The following is a 26,125-nucleotide window of genomic DNA, read 5'->3' on the forward strand; positions in this document are numbered from 1 at the left end:
TGCTTTTTGTCACACTCTCTTATGCTAAAACTTCAGCTTGCCAGGCTAAAATATGTTTCTCAATATTCGCTAATTCCTCACTCAGATGTCCCCGGCTGAGCAAATAAAAATGGCGTTGGTACTTGTCTGATAAGCGAACTTGTTTCACATTGTGCGGTACAGCCTGCTTAGAAAGAATGGTTTTACCAAACCCCTGCTTCAATAGCTGCACGATCAATTCATTGCTATTCACATACATAATCTGCTTAGGCTGAATATCCTTCTCTTGTAAATAAGCACGCGTAAAGTGCCCAACACCCGACCCAGCTTCACGTACCAACCAGATCTGGCTCTCTTTATCTCCAGCCAACACCAATTGATCCAGGCCATAATCGTTACGCTTGACGCCAGCTTCAACAATGGGCTTTTCAATCAAGCCAAAATCCAATTCATGCTGCTTGATTTGCTGCAAGATGGTTTCTGAATTAGCCATGTGGATCGTTAATTCAACATTCGGCATCGTTTCACTTAATTTATAAACGATTTTAGGCAATACATAGATAGCGGTCGTGTGCGAAGCTCCAATTCTAACCTTGGTTTTCTCACTTGGAATCTCCTGCTGCATGGCGTCATCAATACTTTGCCAATCATCTAATAACCGATTGACCCGTTCATAAAGAATTTTGCCTGCATTTGTTGGGTAAACGTCCCGACGCCCACTGCGCTCAAATAATTTTTGTCCAAATTGTTTTTCTAATTGTTGGATATGCACCGAAACAGTCGGTTGTGCGATAAATAAGGTTTTAGCAGCCAACGAAAAATTTTGTGTTTCAAAGACGGTTTTAAAAGTGCGTAATTGATTAAACATGCTTTCCCCGGCTTTCTATTACACTACATAATATAATCTATCACAATTATTTATTTCCGCAATGAAAACATCTTTGCTAAACTACTAATATCAACTAAACGGAGGATCATTTATGAAAAAAATACGCGTCGTATTGCCAGGATTATTGGTAAGTTTACTAGTTGCAATTTTTGCTCAAATCGTGGCGAAATTCTTGCCGAACCTTGGGGCAGCTACAATTGCCATCCTACTTGGTATTGTACTAGGCAATACTATTTTGAAACAACCAATCTTACAAGCAGGAACTAAATTTTCTGAAAGTAAACTACTTGAATATTCAGTCATGCTACTAGGGGCAACAATCACCGTCCAAACCATCACCCATATTGGTTGGCACGGTGTGATATTCATTGTTTTCCAAATGGCGATCACCGTCATCGGTGCTATTTTTATTGGCCGCAAGCTGGGCTTTGGTGAAGGTGTCACTTTAATGATGGCCGGGGGTAACGCTGTCTGTGGTTCCAGCGCTATCGCATCAATCTCACCAGTGATCGAAGCTGATGAAGATGATAAGGGTATGGTCATTACCCTAGTCAACTTACTAGGCACGATCTTGATGTTGACCTTACCATTCATTGGTATTTTATTTTATGGTCATAATTTTGTACTTAAGGGTGCTCTGATCGGCGGCACATTGCAATCCGTAGGCCAAGTCGTTGCCAGTGCCAGCATGATCAACCAAGCAACTGTCCAATTTGCGACACTATTTAAGATCATGCGCATCATGATGCTGGTTTTTGTCGTCTTTATTTTTGGCCGCATGCATCAAAAACAATTACAAGCTCAAGTAGAAACAGATGCCATCATCAGCGGCAATGCTAGCCCTAAAAGTAAAGGTAAATGGCTGCCTTGGTACGTCGCTGGCTTCTTGATCTTTTGTGGCATTAACAGCCTAGCCACCCTGCCAAACTTCGTCAGCTATGGGGCACATAGTTTGAGTTCTTGGTTTGAAATTATCGCCTTAGCTGCCATTGGTCTACGTCTTAACGTTGCGGCTTTTCTCAAGGCCGGAAAAAAATTTGCCCTCTACGGTTTCGGTGTTGGCACCATTCAAGTTGTCGCTGCTCTCATTTTAATTGGATTACTATTTCACGCTTGATGCCTTAGCGACACACACAGAGCTATCTCAGCCAGGATAAACAGCGACGCGCTCGCCGGCCAAGTCCTGCAATTGAATTTGATGTTGGTAAAAATCTGACAGTACTGATTGGGTTAACAAATCGGCGCGTTGGCCGGCACGAATCACTTGGCCTTTTCGTAATAATAAAACGTGGTCGAAATCTGGTAAAATCTCTTCCGTATAGTGGGAAACCAACAATAAAGCCGGGCTATCTGGCTGCTGCGCAATCTGGCGAACTCTAGTCAGTAATTCTTCACGGGCAAACAAATCTAAGCCATTACAGGGCTCGTCTAAAATCAAAAGTTCGGGATGAGCCATGAGTGCGCGCGCAATCAAAACTAATTGACGCTCGCCTTGAGATAACACCGCATAAGGCTTACCCAGCAATTTGGCACCCCCCAGATCAGTTAAAAGCTGCCGCGCTTGCGCCATCTCAGCGGCCGTGGTTTCTTGGTAAATACCAATCGTTGCAAACTTACCAGATAATACAATTTGATCCACGGACTCCCAAGCATGGAGTTGATCTTGGAGTGCCGTACTGACCCAACCAATTCTGGTCTTTAATTCAGGAATATTTACATGGCCGAATTGACCACCCAAGACTTCTAACTGCCCTGTTGTTGGCCAAAGATCCCCGTGAATCATCTTCAATAGCGTTGTTTTACCTGCGCCATTTAAACCTAAAATCGCCCAATTCTGTTTCACCGCGACTGTCCAAGAAATATGATGCAAGATCTCCCTTTGACCTCTCGTAACCGAAACATCTTGAAATTCTAAAATTTTATGCATTTTTTCACCCACTTTGTAAAAATATGTCTTAAATAAAGACCCCCAGGAATTAGATTTTTTCAGTCTAACTTCTGGGGGTCATGCCTTGTTTCCAAACAATATCATCCGAATTGGGCTACTAAAGATAACGGCCGATTGTCTCGACTGCACTCATCTCGTCAAAGTTTAGGGGGGCTTCAACAACGATTTAGATACCCATTAAAAACAAGTACTTTGATTATTCAGCAACCGGCGTGCTATATTTATCGGCTTCTTTAACAAACGGCATATGTGCGCGTAATTCTTCACCGACTTCAGATAACTTAGAATGGGCCGAACGTTGGCGCATTTCATATAAGCCTTTGAAGTTATTGCGATAGTCCTTCATAAACTCTTTCGCAAATTTACCATTCTGGATATTCTCTAAAGCTGCTTTCATCGCATTTTTAGCTTCAGGGCCAACAACTTTAGGCCCAACAACATAAGAACCATATTCAGAAGTATTGGAACAATCAGCATACATCTTGTTAAAGCCGCCTTCATAGATCAGGTCACAGATCAACTTCATTTCGTGTTGGACTTCGAAATAAGCTAATTCTGGGGCATAGCCAGCTTCAACTAAAACTTCAAAGCCGGTTTCAATGAGCGCTGTGATCCCACCCATTAAGACATTTTGTTCACCAAAGAGATCTTCTTCTGTTTCCTCTTTGAAACTTGTCTTTAATAAGCCGGCACGCGCCGCACCATTTCCTTTAGCAAACTCTTTAGCTAAATCTTCAGCATGACCAGAATAATCTTGATAGGCAGCGTATAATGCTGGAACACCAAAACCTTCCTTGTATGTACGACGGCACAAGTTACCTGGTCCTTTAGGGGCCATCATGACAACGTCAACATCCTTAGGCGGTACAATTTCTTTGTAATGGATATTAAACCCATGAGAAAAGCCTAAAACATTGCCAGCCTCTAAATTTGGCGCAACTTCATTTTTATAAACATCTGACATGACTTCATCTGGCGTTAACATTTGGATCCAATCGGCCTGTTTGGCAGCTTCCGCAACCGGATAAACATCAAAGCCATCCGTTTGGGCTGCCTTAAAAGATTTGCCGGGACGAACGCCGACAATGACGTCAAACCCAGAATCTCTTAAGTTATTGGCTTGCGCATGACCTTGTGCACCATAACCAATAAAAGCGATCTTCTTACCTGCCAAATAGTTGGTGGTTACATCCTTGTCGTACAACATTTTTACTTTCATACTAACGCCTCCATATTTTTTTATAGAAATTTATATGATCAAGTCAAATGTCTAATACATAGCATATGTAGAAACATTTAAACGTGATACCAGTTAAGTAATCAATCATCAACGCCCATCATTTCATTATTGCCATGACCAGGCGCGATCATTGGGTAGACCTGTTCGAACGTTGGGATCGGTACGTGTATCAGAAACGGCCCAGGTTTCGCAAAAATCAAGTCTAATTTGGCTACCAAATCATCTTGTTTTTGTAACGTTTGATAACTGATGCCGTAAGCTGCTGCTAAGGCTTCAAAATTAGGCTGCTGTGGGAACATCGAAGCTGAATGATGCTGCTGGTAAAATTCATCTTGCCATTGACGGACCATACCTAGCGTTTGGTTGTTTAACAAGACGATTTTGATATTCAGCTGCTCAATAGCCAGCACCTCTAGCTCCTCACTCGTCATCTGAAACCCACCATCGCCGACAAACAAGACGATGGTTTTATCAGGGTGGGCATAAGCAGCCCCAATGGCAGCTGGAATGCCAAACCCCATCGTCCCTAATCCACCAGAAGTAACTAATTGATTTGCCATTTGATAAGGATAAAACTGTGCTGCCCACATTTGATGTTGACCCACATCCGTCACAACAATTGCTTGCCCTTTTGTGACCGTTCCCACCGCTCCAATGACTTCTTGTGGTTTCAGTTTGGCTTCAGCCTTATGATAATGGTAAGGATGATCCAAATGTCTTTGCTGACAAAGCTGCAGCCAAGATTGCCACTGTTGGAACTCTGGCGCTAGGTCAGCTTGCAACAATGCTTGTAAGGCCAAGTGGGCATCTCCAACAAAGGGCAGATCCACGGGTACAATGCGACCAATCTCATTGGCATCAATATCAACATGAGCAATCTTTGCATTCGGGGCAAATTTCGCCACATTGGGTACTAAGCGGTCATCAAACCTCGCGCCAATGTTTAATAAGAAATCACACTCATGCAAGGCCATGTTAGCAGCAAATTGACCATGCATCCCAGCCATACCTAAGCTAAGATCACTCGTCACTGGCACATTACCTAGCCCAAGTAAGGTAGAAACAACGGGGACATGCCAACGAGTGACAAACGTTCTCAGCAAGGCGCTGGCTTTAGCAGCAGTTACCCCGGCACCTACGAGCACCACAGGTTTTCGAGCAGCTTTCAAACTCGCCAAAATAAATTGCACTTGCTGGGTCTGTTCCAACGATAGCGTCGGTTGAGGTACCAGCCTTGGCTGTTGATGAGCTAAGCGATCCTTTTGGATATAGCATTTCTGACCCATCACATCTTTAGGTAAGTCTACTAAAACGGGGCCCTTGCGGCCGGCCTGAGCTAATTCAAAAGCTCGATCTAATATCGTTGGTAGGCTTTCCACTGAAGTAACTTGGAAACACGCTTTGGTAATGGGCGTCGCCATTTTAACGATATCAAGTTCTTGAAAGGCATGAGTGCCAATGGCTGACGTGGCAACTTGTCCAGTAAAAACAACCAGCGGTACAGAATCAAGCATCGCATCCGCGATCCCCGTCAATGTGTTCGCCGCACCTGGACCACTGGTGACACAGGCTACCCCAGTTTTGCCGCTGGTTTTCGCATAACCTTCAGCTGCATGTGCTGCCGCTTGTTCATGACGAATCAGAACATTATGGAAAGCAGTTGTGTAAAAACTATCAAAAACAGGTAGAATCGCGCCACCGGGATAACCGAATAATAAGTCCACCTGATGCTGAATCAACGACTGCACCAAAATCTCTGCTCCAGTTAATAACTCTAAATTTGAACTTGGTTGTTTCTCCAGCATCTGCCACATCAATCCCTTCTGTAAAGTGTCCTCACTTGTCACAATTCAAATCAAAATGAAATTATTATTTAATATTTCAAATAATATTCACATTTTATTCATCAGATAAGCAAATCTAAATTCGAATCCTCTCGCTAATCATTATGGACAAATACCCTATGTAAAAGGGAATAACTCATCAAAAATAAATTTGAAGTTGGTTCAAAAACGATTAGTTAAAAATTAGAATTAGATTTGCTCGTGCTGATGTTCAAATAAACTATACTCATTTTTCGTATCTGTCAACCACAAATTTAATAAATAGGGGAATTCCCTTATTTGTTAGATTAAAGCGGCCTTATTTTAGTGATCAAGGCTGCTGCATCCACTGATACAGCTCATATGGATCAATAAATTTTGTACCTAAAATAAAAATTGACACAAGAATATTTAATTGGTATATTAGCTTAAAATTAAAAATTAATTAAAAGCAAGTTTGGTGAGAGTAAATGATCAACTTCTTCAAGAGAGTCTTGGGTCGCTGTAACAAGACAGAAGTTTTTCATCGAAAGTTACACCACACGCATCGATCTTAGTCGATCAGATGCACTTCGCGACTTTATCAGGTTTATCTGATCAATGAGGCAAAAGTCGATACTGATTTTTGCAAACTAAGGTGGTACCGCGTGTTAAACGCCCTTTAATTTAAAGATTAAAGGGCGTTTTTGCTTAAGAAAGGGATGTTTTATGATGTCAGCACATATTATTCCGGCCGCATCAAATGCGCTTATGATCAATTATCTAGAATCTCAGGGCTTTAAAGACGTGTATCTTGATAGTAATTTGGTGACAGCGCAGTTATTAGGCAATTGCAAAACGACTACATTAGAGGCGGCGGCATACGTGAGCTATGTTCAATACATGGCCCGTATCACGAATATGGCTGTCATCTCCGATGGTGATTTTAATATCCAAACTCCCAGCGAACTCACGCATTATGTTGGCGAACTCATAACCAGTGGCTGTCAAAGCGTCATCATTAGTGATGCTGATTGCCAAGACGATATTCGTGTATTTGAAGCAAAATTGATTGCTGCTTTAGCAGGCGTTTCAAACAGCCAATCCCAAATTATTGTGAAGTTAACTGGCTTCGCAATTTACGGTTTAGCTGGCTTGGAAGGCCGAATTCGTGTGATTCAAAATAACAATATTGCCGCCATTCTAATTAGCAATATTACAAACATTGATATTCCAGTGATTCAAAGTATTCAAACGTCAATCGCCATTAATCTGATCATCGACAATCCTAATATTAACTACGCGGGTGCCGAGCAGCTGAAACCAACTGCGATTCTGGATAGCTATAATGTCCGCCGCGCACTCACACGTTCAGCTGAAACCATGAGCCAAAACATTATTTTCAAAATGTTTATGGGTCGTTGAAGCCATCTTGTTAATTTAAGGGTTGTCTACATCAGGTAGGCAGCCCTTTTTAATTATAAAAAAATTCAAAGGATGTGATTAGATGCAATCATCAAAAGTAAAAACACAATTGACCCAACAAGATATCTTAGCTGCTTATAAGGTGTTGCAACCTATTGTGCGTCACACACCGTTGCAATATAATGCTTATCTGTCCCAAAAGTATCATTGCCAGGTCTACTTAAAGCGGGAAGACCTACAAACCGTTCGCTCTTTCAAGATCCGTGGTGCTTATTATGCCATTAGTCAAACCCCAAGTGCCATACGCCAGCGAGGGGTCGTCTGTGCCAGTGCCGGCAATCATGCTCAAGGCGTGGCCTGGACAAGTGCCAAATTACATATTCCGGCTACCATCTTCATGCCAACCACGACGCCAAAACAAAAGATCGATCAAGTTCAATTTTTCGGTGGCGCACAGGTGACGATTAAACTGACTGGCGATACTTTCGATGAAGCTAATTCAGCGGCTCAGGAATTCTGTGCCACCAACCAACAAACCTTTATTGCACCATTTGATAATTTCAATACTATGGCTGGACAAGGCACCATTGCCGTGGAAATATTTGCTGACGCCTTAGAAAAGCAGCTCTCCGTAGATTATTTACTGGCAGCCGTGGGCGGTGGTGGCCTGCTTAGCGGCTTAAGTACTTACACCAAGGCGGTGAGTCCTTCCACCCGCGTGGTTGGGGTCGAACCTTCTGGCGCTGCTTCAATGGCTAAAGCCTTTGCTGTGGGTCATCCAGAGCCCCTCAGCATCATGGATAAATTTGTCGATGGTGCAGCTGTGCGTACGGTTGGTGAGTTGACCTATCGCACCTGTCAGACTTATGTCGATCGACTCGTGCAAGTTCATGAAGGCCAAGTCAGCACCACGCTGCTAGAGTTATACAGTAAAGTCGCTTTAGTTGCCGAACCAGCTGGTGCCTTGAGTGTCGCCGCCCTAGAAAATTATCGCGATGAACTTCAGGGGAAAACGGTAGTGTGCGTCATCTCTGGTGGCAATAACGATATCAATCGTATGCAAGAAATTGAAGAACGTTCCTTACAGCACCGAGGTTTACAGCAATACTTTGTGGTAAATTTTCCCCAACGTGCTGGTGCTCTACGCGAATTCGTCAATCGCGTCTTAAATCCTGACGATGATATTACCAAATTTGAATATACTAAGAAGGTCAATAGTGGCAGCGGCCCCGTATTGATCGGTGTTCTGTTGGGACAAGCTACTAACTTAAAAGGCCTTTTACAACGTATCTATGAATTTGACCCCAATTATATTGATCTGCACGAGAACCAAACCCTTTATCGCTTGTTAGTTTAGAAGTATATGTTCGAATAGCAATCGAGTAGGAGATCCTAATGGGTCGACCTCTCACACCGCCGTATATACGGTTCCGTATACGGTGGTTCAATAACTTAAGCGTTTCTGAATAGACTGGTACGTTGTGGACAGATTGATAAGTCCACGGCGTGCCAGTCTTTCGTTTGTTAGGGTATATTTCAGTACACCAGTATGCGCGGTATACCAATACCCCTTACGGGTATTAGAGAATATTCGCGCTTCTGACACCGATTCCCCTAACTTTCTAAGACTTCGGAACTTCGTTCTAATTTTCTTCCATGATTTCCAGATATACTGCCGAATTCTTGTGCGCAACCATGCGTCTAGCGCTTTAAGAAAACTCTTCATATGCCCAATACTGTAGTATTGTAACCAGCCGCGCATTTTGCGCTCAATATCATTAAAGATGACATCTAAACTAACACCACGGTTCCGTTTTGTGATTAGCTTTAAGGCCTGTTTGATACGTTCTTTGGCAACTTTGTGCGGTCGGGCATATGCTTTGCCTTTACTCACACCTAAAGTGAACCCTAGAAATTTCAATCTCAAGGGCGAGCCAACGCGAGTTTTCTTTTGATTGACCGTTAGCTTCAAGTCCTTTTCCAAGAATCGAGTCACGTTGGCCAAAACGCGGTAGCCTGCACGCTTGCTTTTGACGTAGATATTACAATCATCCGCATAGCGCACAAATTGGTGGCCTCTGGCCACGAGCAGCTTATCCAACTCATTAAGGTAGATATTCGCCAATAATGGCGAGATATTTCCACCTTGCGGCGTACCTTGAGTTGATTTTTCAAACAGGCCTCCATTCATAATCCCACTCGTTAAGAACTTACGAATAAGTCTTAATAGCCAGGGATCATCGATATATTGGCCGACAAATTTCATCAGTAAATCATGATTGACCGTGTCGAAATATGCCTTAAGGTCAAGGTCGATCACATAGTGATAACCTTGGTCATACAGCGCTATGACCCGTTTGATGGCATCATGAGCACTTCGATTGGGTCGGAAACCAAAACTGCTATCCGAGAATATCTTTTCAAACCTTGGCGACATCACTTGAGCGACTGCTTGCTGAACAAGTCGATCGACCACCGTTGGAATCCCGAGCTTGCGCTTGGAGCCGTCCGGTTTTGGAATCTCGACTCGTTTAACTGGTAATGGTTGATAACTGCCATCACGCAGTGATGCGATTAGCTCATCACGATGTTGTTTCAGATAAGGCAACAGCTCATCAACAGTTAGACCGTCAATACCCGCTGCACCCTTGTTGCTTCTGACTTTAAGATAGGCTTGATTCAAATTATCTCGGGATAAAACTAAATCTTGAAATGAAACACCATTCCACATCTTATCTTCACCGGGAATCACACTACGCGCCCCGAGTTGCTCTTGACCTTCCAGGTCTACCATCCCACGGTGACCAGAACATGGTTCTGTTTTCTGCGATCGTCGCATGATTTCTACCTCCAATTTCAATGAGAATTGTTAAAGTTCGGCCCTTCGTTGTCCAAAGGACAACCACTATGGCCTCGGCTGACTTCTGTCTCATTCAGCTAGACATCACTGCCTAGTTTGTTCCTGTGAAACTTTCCGTGTTTCTCTTGTCGGGAACGTATGAAACAGACCTCCCCGGGTAAGAGCGCTAACTTTCGTGCCATGTAACCATTGGCTTTACTGCGTACAGTTTCGAGTAGTATGGGACTTCAGTTTGTTCAGCAACCTTATCCACTGCAAACAGCCTTATAGCCACTTCTTGTTCATTGGTTCAGCACTTTGCTTTAGACTTCCTTCAGATCCCACCTCACGGTGGACACCCTTGTCCTCAGCTAATAGTTCCGACTACTACGGCCTATAGTGGACTTTCACCACCAAGTTAGCGCCCATGCCGGGCGCACTTATAAAAAGGCTTGCCTAGGGATAACCCCCAGACAAACCTTTTTGGTGTGGCAAATTATTTTCTTCCTATTATATATAAATCATCTTAGTCACTTACTTAGAGCGTTTAGTCTTAGTGATTTAATATCCTTGTTATGGTTAAACAAAGTGTCTAGCACGGAGCTAGTCCCTTTAATTCATTACATAGAATTAAATGCTTTGGAAAAGTGAGGCCATTACATCATGACTTCGTTTTTTATTGCATTTTTATAATTTATTTAAACAATATTATTACAGATTGGTAGTCAATTTTAGTTTTTGAGCTAAACCCATGCCATCATCATTTTGCATCAATTCAAATAGAACTCTGGTGCTTAATAGCTTTAGATTGGTAATTGTTTCATTTATATGTGACTTACTTAGAACTCCTGCAACATAATTATTTTGCCTAACGTTACTGATTCATCTTTATATACAACCTTTTATTGGCTAAATCACAAACTTAAAGCGCCTTTCTGAATCTTCTGTATTATATATAAAGAAATTACTCAGCTTTTTCTAAAGTCTCATCATCAATATACGCTTAACCAATAATAACATCTTATCTAACAATCCCAGCCGCCACTTACGCCGACTGAGCCTTCTTCGGGTAGTTCTAAACTGTCGCCTTTCGGCTGCTGTATCTCCTTCCCGGAATAATCTGACGCCAATCACGGTTTTGCCTTTTGCACGCATGGGTACATATTGAGCATCAATGGCCGCAAACCCAACTGAACTCGTGCCAATGTCCAACCCCAATGTATATGGCTTCTTCATTAAAAAATAACCTCCTTTAAACTGATGATTATCTTTTTATTATGACGCTAGTTTATGATAAGAGCAATATAATTGATAAGGCTTTCAATTAAACTAATGAATGTTAATTGCTTTTTAAAAGCAAATAAAAAAACTGCTACTAGCAATAGATAAAAATCCACTACTAATAACAGCTTTTATAGAATATTTAAAAACAGTTCTTGATATCTTCTAATTATATAACTTATATAGAGGAACCCCCACCGCCAGAGGATCCGCCGCCACCGGAGAAGCCACCAAAGCCACCGCCGGAACCACCGGAATAACCGCCGCCAGAAGAACCACTGCCGCCGTACCAGCCCCACCATGGTATTGGTGTGCCGCCACCGCCGCCACGACTACCGGGTCCGGAGCCACCACCACGGTTATTGCCTCTAAAGAAATAGGCAAAAATCAAGGCGAGAATAAAGAAACCGATAATTTTCCACCAAGTCAAGCCACCACTGGAACGATCTTTTTGTTTCAATTCATTGACTTCTGCTTGGGAAAGACTATTTTTGTCGCCCTTATAACCGTAGCGCTGATCAATCAATGTCGCCACAGCATTAAATGTCTTTTGCAGCCCTTGATTAACCTTGGCATTATCAGTGGATTTCAGAGCCACCCGATTTTTATTGAGAATTTGACCAGAAATACTATCTGTGATCGTATCTTCTAAACCATAGCCAACTTCAATACGTACATTACGTTCACCATGATTGAGGGCATACAAAATCAAGATACCGTTATCCTTGCCTTTTTGCCCAATGCCCCATTTTTGAAATAAATCTGGTGCAAATGAATCAATGTCATCATTACCCGTACTTTTGATCACCGCTAGCATTACCTGGGGTTTGGCTTTCGTTTGATCATAATAAAGGTTCTTATCACTGACGAGTTTTTTAGTTTGATCCGTTAAAAGTCCTGTCTCATCATAAAAATTATTTTGGGGCCGATCAGGTAAGGCCGCCTGAACCGAACCAGGCTGAAAATACAAAGTTGTAAACGTGAGCACAGCTAAAAATAACAATAACCAGCGCGGTTTCGTTGCCAAGTGCTTCATGAAAGCCATCACTTCCCGTTGGTTGTATCATCGAAGTTTACAGTTGGCGCTTTTTGAGCATTGGTATCTGCTTTAAAGTAAGTCTTCTGGCCTAACCCCATCATATTCGCAAGAATATTTTTAGGAAAGCTAACCACATTTTGATTATAAGATTGAACTGCTTCGTTATACCGTTTACGTTCTACCGCAATTCGATTTTCCGTGCCTTCTAATTGGGTCATCAAGGTTTGAACATTATTATTACTCTTCAATTCTGGATAATTTTCTTGGATCACATTAACCAAAGTCCCCACAGACTGATCCAGTTGGGCATTGGCATCAATTTTTTCCTTAGCTGTTTTGGCATTGCCATAGCTCTTGCGGGCATCCGCAATATCGCCAAATACTTTTTGTTCTTGTTTCATACTGCCCTTAACAGAATTCACTAAATTGGGCACTAAGTCGTACCGGCGCTGCATCACATTTTCAACCTGAGACCAAGCAGCATCTACTGTTTGACTTTGCTTTGCCAAGCTATTGTATGTGCCAATGCCCATAGCAATCAAGGCCACGACAACAATTCCGATAATAATTAATAGGTTACGCGATGTGTGTTTCTTACTTCCATTATTTGCTTCCATTACTATAACTCCTTTATAAATTGATCTAAATTTTTATCTGCTTAATTCTATTCTATCATGTTGCCCCTAAAGAAAGTCCGCCTTAAGACTGACTTATATCAAAAGACAAAATTGAGCATTTTACTTGTAGAAAAGAATTGAACTCGTTACCATTAGGTTAGTTAAAAATTTAAGGGGGTTCCAAAGTATGGTTGATAAAGTAACAGTTGCAGGTAAGGACAAATATGATTTTCCAAAAACACGGGCTGCTTTAAACCAGTTAGTCGCTGATTTAAGTCAGTTAAGTGTTAATATTCATCAAATTCATTGGTACATGCGTGGAAAAGAGTTCTTCCGCCTACACCCGTTAATGGATGACTATATGGATCAACTTGGCGATCAATTAGATGAAGTTGCCGAAAGATTGATCGAGATCGGCGGTGCGCCATTCTCTACGACGCGTGAGTTTATTGAAAATACAGGTCTACCTGAAGAACCTGGCGAATTCGGTAAATATACTTTGGAAGAATATATGAGCCGTTTAGCGAACCAGTATGAATATCTACGTGATGTCTACGAAAAGGCCATGGAAGCTAGCGATGAAGAAAAAGACTGGCCAACACAAGATATTTTGAACGGTTTCAAAGAACAAACTGATAAAAACATTTGGATGATCAAAGCTTTCTTAGGCAAGGGGCCTTTTGACGAAGCTTAATTAACCAGTACGGTCATAAAAATCTATCATCTAAAAAAGGGCGCGTTAGCAAAACAACCGTTTTGTTAACACGCCCTTTATTTGTTTGCGAACAATTTTATTTTAAACGTATGCCAAAGGGCAACACCCTTGCCCTTTTTGATATGGCATTATAGTTTTTTAAAAATTATTTAGGTCATACAAACAATCTGTTATCGATTAAAATTCAATAAATCATAACTGGTCTGATTTGTTTGGGCAATGGCTTGATTCGTTTGTTTTTGGGCAGTTGCTAAGGCTGTTGCAATATTGCCGCCAGCATAAATTTGCTGTTCTGCAATTTGTAGATATCTAGCGGCATCAGCAACATTAGCATAAAATGGCCCCGCAGAAGCTGCGTTTTGTTGTGCACCTAATAATTGGTCTACGGGTACCTTTAAGTTAGGATTTTTAGCAATTGCCTTTGCTAAAACAGGCACTTGCAAGGATCGTTTATTGTTCGCAATGTATCCTGTGCCTACTTGCCATTGTGCTTGAGCCACAGGCGATGCAGCATACTTTACAAATTGCCATGCGCCCTCCTGAATTGCCTTATCCTTTTCCTTAGTGATCCACAAACTCGCGCCACCAATCGCGACGCCATTGGCTTTGACACCATCCGGATGTGGCATATAGCAGACACCATAATGAAATTTAGCTGATTTATTAATGGAGCTCATCGCTGCAGAACTTTGCATGAAAATACCTAATTTTTGTGATAAAAAACCAGCCATTTGGTTTGCTGAGGCTGAAGAACCAGTGCCATAGTTCTGAAATGAACCATCTTTGATCATCTGTTGGACCCATTGAAATGTCCTGCGCATTTCAGGGGTATTCATATTAGATTTAGTTGCGACTGCCTCCCGACCATTACCATGGTCTACAACACTCACGTTTTGATTTGCTACTAATTCATTAGCTAACCAATCATAAATCTGTAGTGTGATTCCTTTAACATCTTGATGCGACTTCTGCGTTAGCTGTTGTGCGGCTGCACGCACTTCACTATAAGTCGGTGATTGCGATAATGGTTTGATCCCATATTTCTTAAAAAGATCCTTATTATAATACAAAACCGCTGTTGATGAATTAAAAGGCATGGATAAGAGTTGACCTTTGATTGAGTACGCACGTATTGCGCTAGGATAGATTTGACCTGTATCAAAATGATCACGATCAATGAATTTTTGCATGGGTACATAATTATCGATGCCAATCATAGCAGCACCATTACCTTGATCAATTTGAACTAACGCTGGCGTCACGTTGCTATGTAAGGTGTTGGTATACTTAGATTGTAACAGGCCATAGCTGCCTTCATAGATAGGTGTTACCCAATATTTATGCTGCTTTTGGTTGAATTGAGCCACGATTTTTTGTAACACTTTCTCATTAGGCCCATTCATGGCATGCCAAAAAGTGATTTCCGTTCGTCCAGCTGGAACTGGTACACTTTTACCTGCTTGCACAACGCCTGGTAATTGCAATAGACCACATATCATTATTAGACCAGCAGCTAAACCCACGAAAAAAATACGTCTCACTTTGAAAAGGGCCTGAATCATAGTAATCATCCTTTGGCACCTCCGACGTTAAGTCCTTTTTTAAAGTAACGTTGTCCAATAATCAAAACAATTAGTGTTGGGATTAAAATCAAAATGGCAGTTGCCATGATCACACCCCAATTACTAAAAGTATCTTCGGCTTGTAACTGTTTCAAGCCAACTTGAGTTGGTCGATAGGCATCCGTAAAAGTCGTGATCAAAGGCCATAAGTATGCATTCCAATGGGTTAAAAACATATAAATTACAAATGTAACGATGGTGCTTCGTGAATAAGGCAACACGATACCCATGAGGAAACGCGTGTGGTTCATGCCTAATATCTCACTATATTCCTGTAATTCTGAAGGAATCTTTAAGAAGGCCTGCCGCAGCATAAACACGCCAAAAGCGGAGGCGAAAAAAGGAATCGTCAGACCCGCGTAAGAATTGAGCCAGCCAAAACTACGGATCGTTTGAAAATTAGGAATGATCTGTGCTTCAAAAGGCAGCATCATCGTAATTAAAAAAACAAAAAAGAGTTGTTTTTTGCACCGAAAATCAATAAATACGAATACATAAGCCGCTAATGTACAGAAGACCAGCTCACCCAGAGTGATCAGCGTACTGGTTACAAAGGAATTGGTAATGTAGCGTAAAACCGGCGTCGTTTGAATCGCACCGATATAATTAGCCAAAGATATATGTGTAGACATGAAATTACCAGCAGCAATATCCGCTGTGGGTAGTAAACTGGCCCAAACGCCTAATAAAATTGGGGCAATGGTAATGACAGCTAGAAATATTAACCAGAAATAACGATTGATTGTTTTGAGCCAAGTCATTTGTAAAAAACACTCCGTTCTGTATATCTAAATTGGATCCAAGTGGCGATAGCAATCACAATGGTCAAAACAATCGCTTCAGAGCTAGCAATGCCAAAGTTGTGTGAAGCAAAAGCGTCTTGATAAATTTTATATGCTACAAAATTAGTATTGTTATCAGGGCCACCGCCTGTAATCAGGTCAACTGCCGTAAACGTTTTAAATTTCCCAATAATTTCAACTACAAAAAGAAAAAATAAGGTTGGTGAAATCATTGGCACCGTGATCTTCCAAGTTTGCATCCAATTAGACCAACCGGCAATTTCAGCAACTTCATAATAGGATTCTGGCACTGATTGGAGGGCGCCCAATAAGTTCAAAAAAGCAAACCCTAACCCCATCCAAACACTGCTTAATATCAATATGAACATGGCACCTGTCGGACTAACTAATAAATTTGTTTGTTTAGCGCCAATCGCTTTTAAAAAGGTAACGACAAGACCAACTGAAGGATTAAATAAAAATAGAAATAAAATTGAAGCTACTGCGGCCGAAATACCCATAGTTGAGGCAAATGCCGTTCTAAAAAACGCTTGCCCTTTTATCCGTTGTGTGACCAATCGAGCCAATAATAACGCTACTATAATTGTTAAAATACTGGTTATAAATACATATGCAAAAGTATGGCCTAGACTTTTAATAAATACTGGATCTTTAAAAATCTGAACATAATTCGCTAAACCGACAAATCGAGCATTCTCGCCGCGCACATTAGTGGCAAATAAACTGTTGATCACCGTCACAACCATAGGATAAAAAGTAAAAATCAATAAAATAATCAAAGACGGCGCCAAAAACCAGAGGGCTGATTTTGAATTTTGGCGAAGATTTAATTTCGATTTAACTGCTGTCAACTTAATATTTGGTGTATGCAAAGTAGCCGTCTTACGAGATTGCATCGATGACACCTCTTTGTTCGGCGGCGATCTTATCGCTCAAGTCCACAGTATTGCCATGTTCAGCTTCAAAAAGATGCAGTTGATCAACAATACTTGGTAATTTTACAAAAGCTTGCCGGCAGTCACTGTCAACCTGAGTCTTACAATTAACAACCAAGTTGCTGTCACTATTCGTTACGGTCAAAACAGCTTCTTTCCCAAGATTTGCCACCGCTTCAATTTTGACGGGCATGATTTGCTTATGACTCCCTTGATCTACGAAGGATACTTGCAAGTCTTCCGGCCGAATACCTAAGCGATAACGACCAGACGGGATGGCTTCTGTTAAATGATAAGCCATTGATACCCCATTCTTTTGTTTAAACGGCAATTGAATGCTTTGGCCTGTTTCGTCAACTTGAACATCAATTATATTCATTCGTGGTGACCCAATAAATTCACCCACAAATGCATTTTTAGGGCGATTATAAAGTTCTAGTGGAGTGCCGACTTGCTGAATCTGCCGATCATTTAGCACCATTACGCGGTCACCCATGGTCATGGCTTCAACTTGATCATGCGTGACATAAATCAAAGTCATCCCAATTTCTTTATGCAGCCGGACGATTTCTTGCCGCATTTCACTACGCAGCTGAGCATCTAAATTGGATAAAGGTTCATCCATTAAAACTAGTGGTGCTTTAGTGGCAATCGCGCGGGCTAAAGCAACGCGTTGCTGTTGTCCACCAGACAAAGCTTTTGGTTTCCGATGCCGTTGCGGTAATAAATGAACCATATTTAAAGCTTCAAAGATACGAGCTTCTTCTTCTGTTTTAGAAAGGCCCAAATTACGAATACCAAACCGAATATTATCTTGAACCGACAGAAATGGTAGTAAGGCATAATTTTGGAAAACCATCGCTAAGTGGCGGTCTTTAGGGGAATCATTCGTCACATCTTGGTCGTCAAAGTAAATCTGACCACTCGTCGTCGGAATTAAACCCGCAATCATTCTTAATAAAGTACTTTTCCCTGAACCAGAGGGACCAACTAATACGAAAAACTCGCCTTCACGAATTTCCGTATTAATATTGGTCAATACTTCGGTATCTTGATACTGTTTACTCAAATTCTTCAGCTGTATACGCATGAAATAACTCTCCTTTAATCGATTACGATTAATTTTGCGTGGATCAAACATCTATATTCCATGTTATCGGCCCAATGTAAATATTGATTATTATTAACGTTTATCTTATGTAAATATAAATTACTTAAATTTTACAATTTTAATTTTTCTTGTTTAGTCCTTGATAATAAAAGAGTTCATGTATATATAACCGCTTACAATTGTATCCAAAATTTAAATTGATTTGTTTTGATCTGACAAACATTATAAAGTGAATCATAACTTATCAATCAATTATTCATGCTGGAGGTTATCATGACCACTCGAAAAATTATTGCGCATCGTGGGCTGCCCACACTGGCGCCTGAAAATACCCAACGTACTTTTAATAAACTACTAGATTACAATATTGACTGGTTCGAAACAGACCTGAGTATCACCAAGGACGCTCAAGCTGTGATTTTGCATGACGACAACTTAGAACGAACAACGGATACGACGGGATTGATCACGGAAAAAACAACCGCCGAATTAACTGAAGTTTCTAATGGTGCCTGGTTTAGTCCTGAATTTGCCCAAGAACGGATCTTAACTTTGATACAGCTGATTGATTTCTTAAACCAAAACAAACTTAATGTTAATATCGAATTAAAATCTGTAATTGGTACTTTTGCAAATGACCTAGCCAATGAACTTGTCAGCCAGTTAGCCCAAGCTCTGAAACTACTAGATACTCAAATCAATGTCATTGTTTCCTCATTTAATCCACTCATGATTGCTAAATTTAAAGCACTGGACGCTACCACCCCAACTGCTTTGCTATTTAGTCAGAAAAGTTTGCAAGCCGATTGGGATTTTTATATGCAAGCATTAGACACAAAAATCATTCATCCTCAAAGTGAAGGGCTGACCAAAGAAAAAGTCCAAACCATCAAAGACCATGGCTATGATCTCAATGTTTGGACTGTTGATCGAATTGATCGTGCTAATCAACTATTTAACTGGGGTGTCGATGGTGTGATCACTAATATTGCACAAAATATGCCCCAAATTCAAGCTAAGACACCACGATCACAAAAGACACAGCCGCTAGGGCCCTTCTTAAGTAATTGGCATTAAACTAATGAATCTTTAAAACGATTTTTTGGCGCTTGGCCTGACCACTAGCCACTAATTGGTGTGCTTGAGCTGCTTGGTCAAGCGGCAATAATTTTACTTGGTCATCCAATAGCTTGCCTTGAGCAAACTGCTCATTTAATAAACTGGCGGCTTGTTGCAATTGCGCGACAGTCGCATGACTGATCACGAACCCTTTGATTTGTTTCATATTCATATAGAATTGACGGACATCAAATTGAAACTGGTCATCTGCCGGTGCTGCAATCAAAGCAACCTGCCCATTTAAATTTAGCGCAGCTAGATTATCCTGTAAATCAACTTTACCCGAAGTATCCACAATTGCATCGAATTGTTTCACGGTAGACTCCGTAATGGCTAGATGATAGTCATAAGTACGGTGGCTGCCGATTTTTTTTAAATAATCAAAGTCACTGGTTGCACTTGTAGTCTGCACCAGAGCGCCCAAGACATTTCCTAACGCCACTAATTTACGGCCCACATGACCAGCGCCACCTTCAACTAATAACTGTTGACCCTTTTTGATTTGTAAAATATTCTGTAACAAAATTGCGGCCGTAGCACCAGCATGAACAGCAGCAACTAGTTGAATTGGATCTACACCAGTCGGCACTTTGAATAAACGTTTCACGGGTACAGTAATATATTCAGCAGTGGTGCCATTACGCCCATCATATCCCATACTATTGGTCCAAACGAGCATGCCTGGTTGAAAATTAGTTACATCACTGCCAACCTCAGTAACCGTTCCAACGGCATCGCGGCCAATAACAAACGGAAAAATAAGTTTGGTTTGAAACGCGCCCGAACGGACGTAAGTATCGACGTTATCCACCGCGGCTGCTTGCACCTGAACTAAAACTTCATTGGCACGTGGTTTAGGAATTGCCTGCTCGCCAACACGAATCACCTCCGGACCACCAAGTTGTTCAATAAAAGCTGCACGCATTCTTCACATTCCCTTCATGTTGATTCATGAAAAGTATACGCCTTTTAACTATTTGTCGGAATGCTTTTTACTTTAAGTACTGGCTTAGCCTGATTGGTCTTTAAACCAAGCCCTGTCACCCCACTTAATAGGGAAAAGACGGGACAAAGCAAGCTAAAGAATACAAATGGTAAGTAATGGATCGTTGGCACACCTAGTGTATTAGCGATAAAGACACCGCCAACCCCCCAAGGAACTAAGTAATTCAAAACTGTCCCACCATCTTCTAAGACACGCCCCAGCGCACGACTGGCTAAATTACCAGCATTAAATGCCTGTTTAAAAGCTCGGCCGGGCAGAATAATTGAAAGAAATTGTTCCCCCACGAAGAGATTCACACCAATACAAGTAGCCAGCGCCGCTGCGATCAATTTACCTTTTGTATTCAAGTGGGCAGCCAATGGATTCATCACGGCACTGATCAAGCCAAGATGGACTAATAACCCGCCTAAAGATAGTGTCAATACAATCAAAGCGACGGTAGGCATCATGCTAACAATGCCACCCCGGGACAATAACGCGTTCACTTGGTGATTATTCGTTTTTGCCACAAAGCCATTGGTAATAATCTGTGCGACCTGCTGCAAAGTTAAATGAGGGATCGTTAAAAATAACATCCCAGCTGAAACAAAAACATTCAGTAACATCGTGGGAATAGCTGCCATTTTAATAAAGGCACAGCCGAATACTAATACAATCGGGATCAAAGCCCATAAGGAGATTTGAAAATTTCCATTTAAAGCTTGTACAGTTGCCGTGATCTTAGACATATCCGCATGATTATGGCCCATACCTAAAAAGGCAAACACAACGGTGGTTATCAAAGCTGCTGGTAATGTGGACCACAAAATTGTTTTCATATGGTCAAATAAATCAGTATCCACAACAGCCGCCGCAAGATTATTAGTTTCAGATAATGGTGAACATTTATCACCAAAAACCCCGCCGGCAACCACGGCCCCAGCAATGATTGCAGGATTAAAATTCATCGTGATCCCGATGCCAAAAAAGGCGATTCCCACTGTAGACACGACCGTAAAACAACTGCCAACTGCTGCACCAACCAAAGCACACACTAGAAACACCGTAGGCAAAAACCATTGGGCATTTAAGGCATCAAAACCAAAAACCATCAAAGTTGGAATCGTGCCAGCCGCGATCCAAGTACTGATCATGGCTCCAATCAAAATAAAGATCACAATGGGAATGATTCCTTTATCAATGCCGTCCTTGATACTTGCATTGATTTCTGACCAGTCGTATCCTTTGAAACGCGCCCAAAAAATAATGACTGTCATCGCTAGCAAAACCGGGACTTGAGGTGACAAACCAAAACCAATAACGCCGACCCCCACAATTCCTAAAATAAGACCTAACATGATCATTGCTTCCCGAATACTCAATTGAATGTGTTTCATATACTTAAATCCTCCTAATTCAAAACCTAGCTTCATCAATCGTATGCAATCATTGAATCTATTCAGTATCGGCTTAAACCACCGTTTGATGTTTGTATCATTAATGACGACCTCCATTTACAAAAAAAAAGCCCCCATACACAAAACATTGTGCATAGGGACGATTGGTTTAACCGTGGTACCACCCAAATTGAAAATTAACTTATGACCGCAAAGGCCAAGTTCACTTTCCACTCGACTGAGATATTGGCTGCAGGACCATTGCCTCCATTTGACGTATTTCGCATGTTTTGCCCTGATTGGTTCGCACGGACCACCAACTCTCTGACACCCAGACAAGCACCTACTGGTTATGTAAATGAGGCGTAATTGATTAAAATGTTATTTAGATTATAAAACAGTTAACATTAAATGACAATAGTTAATTTTAATTTAATCAGCGTGTACAATATGGGGACTAGTTTTGCCTTCAATCGTAAGTTTTGCGTCTGTGAGTGCAATATCGACCATATTTTGGACGGCATCATCCGTGTAAAACCCAATATGCGGCGTAATTGAGACATTTGGCAAAGCTAATAGTTCATTTAACGCTGGATGATCGATACCAGTTTGCATACAGTCTTCCCCAAAAATGCCAGTTTCACCTTCAATTGTATCTAACCCCGCGCCAGCAATCTCCTTTTGTTTCAAAGCTGTTAATAACGCTTGGGTATCCACAACGGGTCCACGAGAGCAATTGATCAGCAAAGCATCTGACTTCATTGTTTTTAAGGCCTGCGCATCGATCATATGTGTGGTCTCAGGGCTTAGTGGTGTATGACAAGTAACCACATCAGCTGTTTTTAATAATGTTTCTCGATCGGTATATGTCAATACATCGCTTAATTCTGGCCGCTGAATCGGATCTTGCGCAATAACTGTTGCTCCTAAAGCATTGAAGAGCCGTGCTACTGCACTGCCGATTTTACCAGCACCAATGATACCCACAGTCTGATCATGAATCTCATGAGATTTGAGACCACCCCAACTAAAATCATTTTGTAATTCTCTAGCTTTAGTTTCCCCCATATGCCGTAATAGAAACAGCGTATGTGCCAACGTCAATTCGCCCACTGAACGCGGTGAATAGGCTGGTACATTTGTAATCGTAAGGCCATTAGCGCGTGCAGCTGGAAAATCAATAATATCATACCCAGTAATACGCAAAGCGATTTGTTTGATACCAAAAGACTTCAATCGTTGGTAGATTTCCGGATCAGCTACTTTGCCATGCTGCTGAATAACGATACCATCATAGCCTCGCGCCTGGTCAACTGTTGCCAAATTAAATGGATCTGGCGTTTTGTCGACGGTCACTTGATTTCTTTTTGCCCAAGCGTCAATCGCAGCCACTTCATCTGGACGGACATGATACATTAAAATTTTCATAATAATAAAACCTCCAATAATTTTAGAAAATTCGATCCTTATTTTGTCGTCACTTGTTGATTAGCAGTCACATAGGCAGCAAGTCGCGTCATAGCTTGTTGCAGTGATTCTAAACTTGCAGCATAGCTAATACGCACATAGCCTTCGCCGCCAGGTCCAAAAGAAGCTCCTGGAATCACAGCAACCTTTGCCTTTTGTGCCAGATCATAGCAGAAATCAAAGCTTTGCTGCTGCAAGCCAGTGGGAATCTTAGCAAAAATATAAAAGGCACCTTCAGGTTTGGCACAGGTAAAGCCAAGTTTATTAAGTGCAGTCACAAGATAGTCGCGGCGTTCTTGATAAGCTGTCCGCATTTTAGCCCCATCATCTTTGCCATTCTTAAAGGCCTCATAGGCAGCATCTTGGGCATTGGTTGTCGCTGAAGTAATACAGAATTGATGCACTTTACCAATTTGGGCAATAACTGGTGCAGGACCACAAAGCAATCCGATACGCCACCCTGTCATGGCATGAGATTTTGAAACACCATTCAGCAAAAGCACTTGGTCAGGTAAATACTCCGCTAAAGAAACATGGGGTTCATCATAAGTCAGCTCACTATAAATTTCATCACAAATTACAAAAATGTCATATTTTTGAATCACCCCTGCTAATGCTTTTAACTCAGCACGATGATAAGTCACGCCAGTGGGATTCGTCGGGTAGTTCAACACAATAGCTTTAACATCAGCTTGATTTGCTGCCAGAATTTGATCTAATTTTTCGGGTGATAAAACAAAACCATTGTCTGAGGTATCCGCAAAAATGGGCTCTGCGCCATTTAATAAAGTCACCGGTATGTAAAGTGGAAAAATTGGTGTGGGAATGATGACTTTATCGCCGGGATTCAAAATTGCCGTCAAACTAGCATAAATTGCCTCGGTTGCACCAGCTGTCACTAAAATTTGCGATTTTGGTTCATATTGTACCTGATATTTTTCGTGTAAAAATTCACTCGCGGCTTGTCGCAAAGCCAACTTGCCAGCTGAATTGGTATAGTGGCTTTGATTGGTCATAATGCTCTTAATACCCGCCTGTTTCACATGTTCGGGGGTATTAAAATCAGGTTCGCCTAAGGTCAGCTTGATAATATCAGGAATCGTTGAGATCTTCTGATTAAAAGCTAAAATATCAGAAGGCTGTAGCTGGGCTAATTCTTTTTTCATATGCGTACTTAAATCTTTAGACATAAACACCACTCCTCAAAGAGAAAATTAGGTTAAAAAATACCCCACAGTCTGGAAAAACTGTGGGGTCTCTGCCTAATCAAGCTAAAGCTAGCTTCGCCACACAGTTCATCCGCACCTGTGTGACCAGAAGTTAATCACGACAACAACTTTTGGTTTCACAAGTGCTTGTGAAAGAACCAAAAGTAAAAATACGCATTCACTTTTATGAATGAATTTGTCATTATGATTAAATTATCCTTATAGGATATTTATATTTATCATACCATTTTAATCTTGCTTGTCAAAGATTTTTGAAATAATTGATGCCAATCGCATCACGAACCTCTTGGAGTGTCTGATTAGCAACCTGATTTGCTTTTTCACTGCCCGCTTTCAAAATTTGTAACACGTGATCTGGGTCCTTGGCAAATTCTGCCCGCCGTTGCCGAATTGGCTCAAATTCAGCCTGTAAGACTTCATTCAAGTAACGCTTGATTTTAACATCGCCCAAGCCGCCATGTTGATATTGAGCTTTTAATTCAGCCACTTTTGCTTTATCTGGATCAAAAGCATCTAAATAGGTAAAGACGGTGTTACCCTCAATTTGACCAGGATCTTCAACATGAATATGATTAGGATCGGTATACATGGACATGACTTTTTTCTGCATCGTATCAGGATCATCAGCCAGATAAATGGCATTATTTAAAGATTTAGACATCTTGGCATTGCCATCTAACCCAGGCAGCCGGCCTTCCCCTTTAGGTGGGAAAACGCCATAAGGTTCAACTAAAACTTCCTTATTATAAATATGGTTGAATGACCGCACAATTTCACGCGCTTGTTCCATCATCGGTTCCTGGTCATCGCCAACAGGTACGGTATCCGCCTTAAAAGCCGTGATGTCGGCCGTTTGGCTCACCGGATACATTAAAAATCCAGCCGGAACGCTTTGTCCAAAGGATTTCTGCCGAATTTCAGTTTTTACCGTTGGATTCCGCTCTAAGCGCGAAACTGAGACAATATTCATATAATGCATGGTCAATTCATTCAAAGCTGGAATTTGTGATTGCACTAAAATCGTTGATTTCTCAGGATCAATCCCCACTGCTAAATAGTCTAATGCAACTTCGATCAAAGAACGCCGAATTTTTTCGGGATCGCGCGCGTTATCAGTTAATGCCTGCATATCCGCAATCATAATAAAAGTCTGGTAATCTCCGGAATTCTGTAATTTCACCCGATTCCGCAGTGAACCGATATAATGTCCAATATGTAATTTCCCAGTTGGACGATCGGCAGTTAAAATAACGTGTTTGTCAGCCATAATTGTGTTAATATCCTTTCGCGGTAAGTTCGAATTATCTTAATGTTTTAAGTCTAGCGATGGAAACCATAATTGTCAAAATGTATTTTAGCGCCACACTTGTATTTCCAGTCACTTAGCTTTACTATTCTGTATAAATCACGTAAACTAATAAGACTTTATTTTATAAGAGCGTGAATGAAGCTGGTTAGCTTTGGAACATTAACACAAATTGTGCCGATGAAGCGCCAGCTTCAACAAACAATTAGGGTTAAGGTGACAAAGTTAGCTTCATGAACGCGTTTAATACAGAGCGTGAATGAAGCTGGTTAGCTTTGGAACATTAACACAAATTGTGCCGATGAAGCGCCAGCTTCAACAAACAATTAGGGTTAAGGTGACAAAGTTAGCTTCATGAACGCGTTTAATACAGAGCG

Annotated in this window: 21 protein-coding genes and 1 pseudogene; 5 read left to right on the forward strand and 17 right to left on the reverse strand. The window is 41.3% G+C overall.

Annotated features, from left to right (window positions below):
- Positions 1-19: 19 nt before the first annotated feature.
- A complete protein-coding gene (locus FHQ08_RS04640) occupies positions 20-847 on the reverse strand; it encodes a LysR family transcriptional regulator (RefSeq protein WP_230913227.1) in 828 nt (275 codons plus the stop codon).
- A 112-nt stretch (positions 848-959) separates the two neighbouring features.
- Between FHQ08_RS04640 and FHQ08_RS04645 the strand changes: the two genes are divergently transcribed.
- Positions 960-1,985, forward strand: a complete 1,026-nt coding sequence (locus FHQ08_RS04645) for a YeiH family protein (protein ID WP_230913228.1) — start codon at positions 960-962, stop codon at positions 1,983-1,985.
- A 27-nt stretch (positions 1,986-2,012) separates the two neighbouring features.
- On the opposite strand, the gene FHQ08_RS04650 is transcribed toward FHQ08_RS04645, so the two are convergent.
- The 3 genes from FHQ08_RS04650 to ilvB form a co-directional block, all read right to left on the reverse strand.
- A complete protein-coding gene (locus FHQ08_RS04650; protein WP_230913229.1) occupies positions 2,013-2,795 on the reverse strand; it encodes an ABC transporter ATP-binding protein in 783 nt (260 codons plus the stop codon).
- Positions 2,796-3,012: 217 nt separating this feature from the next.
- Positions 3,013-4,035 (reverse strand): ketol-acid reductoisomerase, encoded by a 1,023-nt coding sequence (ilvC, locus tag FHQ08_RS04655; protein WP_230913230.1) that lies wholly within the window; start codon positions 4,033-4,035, stop codon positions 3,013-3,015.
- 101 nt (positions 4,036-4,136) lie between these two features.
- On the reverse strand, positions 4,137-5,861 hold the full coding sequence (gene ilvB, locus FHQ08_RS04660; protein WP_230913231.1) for a biosynthetic-type acetolactate synthase large subunit: 1,725 nt from the start codon (positions 5,859-5,861) through the stop codon (positions 4,137-4,139).
- A gap of 729 nt (positions 5,862-6,590) precedes the next feature.
- Here ilvB and FHQ08_RS04665 point away from each other — a divergent pair.
- Positions 6,591-7,283, forward strand: a complete 693-nt coding sequence (locus FHQ08_RS04665) for a hypothetical protein (protein WP_230913232.1) — start codon at positions 6,591-6,593, stop codon at positions 7,281-7,283.
- An 82-nt stretch (positions 7,284-7,365) separates the two neighbouring features.
- Positions 7,366-8,640 (forward strand): threonine ammonia-lyase IlvA, encoded by a 1,275-nt coding sequence (ilvA, locus tag FHQ08_RS04670; protein WP_230913233.1) that lies wholly within the window; start codon positions 7,366-7,368, stop codon positions 8,638-8,640.
- An 87-nt stretch (positions 8,641-8,727) separates the two neighbouring features.
- On the opposite strand, the gene ltrA is transcribed toward ilvA, so the two are convergent.
- The 4 genes and pseudogenes from ltrA to FHQ08_RS04690 form a co-directional block, all read right to left on the reverse strand.
- Entirely contained in the window at positions 8,728-10,122 is a 1,395-nt protein-coding gene (ltrA, locus tag FHQ08_RS04675; protein WP_230913234.1) for a group II intron reverse transcriptase/maturase, read from the reverse strand.
- A 1,017-nt stretch (positions 10,123-11,139) separates the two neighbouring features.
- Positions 11,140-11,358 (reverse strand): annotated as a pseudogene (locus FHQ08_RS04680) (hypothetical protein); the annotation flags it as partial.
- Positions 11,359-11,581: 223 nt separating this feature from the next.
- On the reverse strand, positions 11,582-12,439 hold the full coding sequence (locus FHQ08_RS12960) for a TPM domain-containing protein (protein WP_269073868.1): 858 nt from the start codon (positions 12,437-12,439) through the stop codon (positions 11,582-11,584).
- An 8-nt stretch (positions 12,440-12,447) separates the two neighbouring features.
- Positions 12,448-13,059, reverse strand: coding sequence for a LemA family protein (locus tag FHQ08_RS04690; protein ID WP_230913235.1), 612 nt, complete (start codon positions 13,057-13,059; stop codon positions 12,448-12,450).
- Positions 13,060-13,246: 187 nt separating this feature from the next.
- Between FHQ08_RS04690 and FHQ08_RS04695 the strand changes: the two genes are divergently transcribed.
- Positions 13,247-13,753: a Dps family protein gene (locus FHQ08_RS04695; protein ID WP_230913236.1), complete on the forward strand. Its 507-nt coding sequence runs from the start codon at positions 13,247-13,249 to the stop codon at positions 13,751-13,753.
- Positions 13,754-13,944: 191 nt separating this feature from the next.
- Here the strand turns inward: FHQ08_RS04695 and FHQ08_RS04700 are convergent, their stop codons facing one another.
- The 4 genes from FHQ08_RS04700 to FHQ08_RS04715 are packed head-to-tail and all read right to left on the reverse strand — an operon-like array spanning position 13,945 to position 18,224.
- Positions 13,945-15,345 (reverse strand): ABC transporter substrate-binding protein, encoded by a 1,401-nt coding sequence (locus tag FHQ08_RS04700; RefSeq protein WP_230913237.1) that lies wholly within the window; start codon positions 15,343-15,345, stop codon positions 13,945-13,947.
- On the reverse strand, positions 15,342-16,157 hold the full coding sequence (locus FHQ08_RS04705; protein ID WP_230913238.1) for a carbohydrate ABC transporter permease: 816 nt from the start codon (positions 16,155-16,157) through the stop codon (positions 15,342-15,344). Before FHQ08_RS04705 ends, FHQ08_RS04700 begins: the two co-directional genes overlap by 4 nt.
- Complete coding sequence (locus tag FHQ08_RS04710) at positions 16,154-17,095, reverse strand: carbohydrate ABC transporter permease (RefSeq protein ID WP_230913239.1); 942 nt, start codon at positions 17,093-17,095, stop codon at positions 16,154-16,156. Before FHQ08_RS04710 ends, FHQ08_RS04705 begins: the two co-directional genes overlap by 4 nt.
- Positions 17,082-18,224 (reverse strand): ABC transporter ATP-binding protein, encoded by a 1,143-nt coding sequence (locus tag FHQ08_RS04715; RefSeq protein WP_230913240.1) that lies wholly within the window; start codon positions 18,222-18,224, stop codon positions 17,082-17,084. The genes FHQ08_RS04710 and FHQ08_RS04715 overlap by 14 nt, the downstream gene beginning before the upstream one ends.
- Positions 18,225-18,518: 294 nt before the next feature.
- Here FHQ08_RS04715 and FHQ08_RS04720 point away from each other — a divergent pair, with 294 nt between their 5' ends.
- A complete protein-coding gene (locus FHQ08_RS04720; RefSeq protein ID WP_230913241.1) occupies positions 18,519-19,322 on the forward strand; it encodes a glycerophosphodiester phosphodiesterase family protein in 804 nt (267 codons plus the stop codon).
- 1 nt (position 19,323) lies between these two features.
- Here FHQ08_RS04720 and FHQ08_RS04725 read toward each other — a convergent pair whose 3' ends face one another.
- The 5 genes from FHQ08_RS04725 to trpS all read right to left on the reverse strand — a co-directional run bounded on the left by FHQ08_RS04725 (position 19,324) and on the right by trpS (position 25,709).
- Positions 19,324-20,289 carry an alcohol dehydrogenase catalytic domain-containing protein gene (locus FHQ08_RS04725; protein WP_230913242.1) on the reverse strand — a complete coding sequence of 322 codons (966 nt, stop codon included), beginning with the start codon at positions 20,287-20,289 and terminating at the stop codon, positions 19,324-19,326.
- Positions 20,290-20,333: 44 nt separating this feature from the next.
- The gene (nhaC, locus tag FHQ08_RS04730) at positions 20,334-21,746 is read right to left on the reverse strand and encodes a Na+/H+ antiporter NhaC (RefSeq protein WP_230913243.1); all 1,413 of its coding nucleotides are present in this window, start codon (positions 21,744-21,746) and stop codon (positions 20,334-20,336) included.
- Between the two features lie 432 nt (positions 21,747-22,178).
- A complete protein-coding gene (locus tag FHQ08_RS04735; RefSeq protein WP_230913251.1) occupies positions 22,179-23,177 on the reverse strand; it encodes a D-2-hydroxyacid dehydrogenase in 999 nt (332 codons plus the stop codon).
- A gap of 35 nt (positions 23,178-23,212) precedes the next feature.
- The gene (locus FHQ08_RS04740) at positions 23,213-24,403 is read right to left on the reverse strand and encodes a pyridoxal phosphate-dependent aminotransferase (protein ID WP_230913244.1); all 1,191 of its coding nucleotides are present in this window, start codon (positions 24,401-24,403) and stop codon (positions 23,213-23,215) included.
- Positions 24,404-24,683: 280 nt separating this feature from the next.
- Entirely contained in the window at positions 24,684-25,709 is a 1,026-nt protein-coding gene (gene trpS / locus FHQ08_RS04745; protein WP_230913245.1) for a tryptophan--tRNA ligase, read from the reverse strand.
- Between the last annotated feature and the right edge of the window lie 416 nt (positions 25,710-26,125).

The sequence above is a fragment of the Agrilactobacillus fermenti genome, from assembly GCF_021030645.1.
Taxonomy (GTDB): Bacteria; Bacillota; Bacilli; order Lactobacillales; family Lactobacillaceae; genus Agrilactobacillus; species Agrilactobacillus fermenti.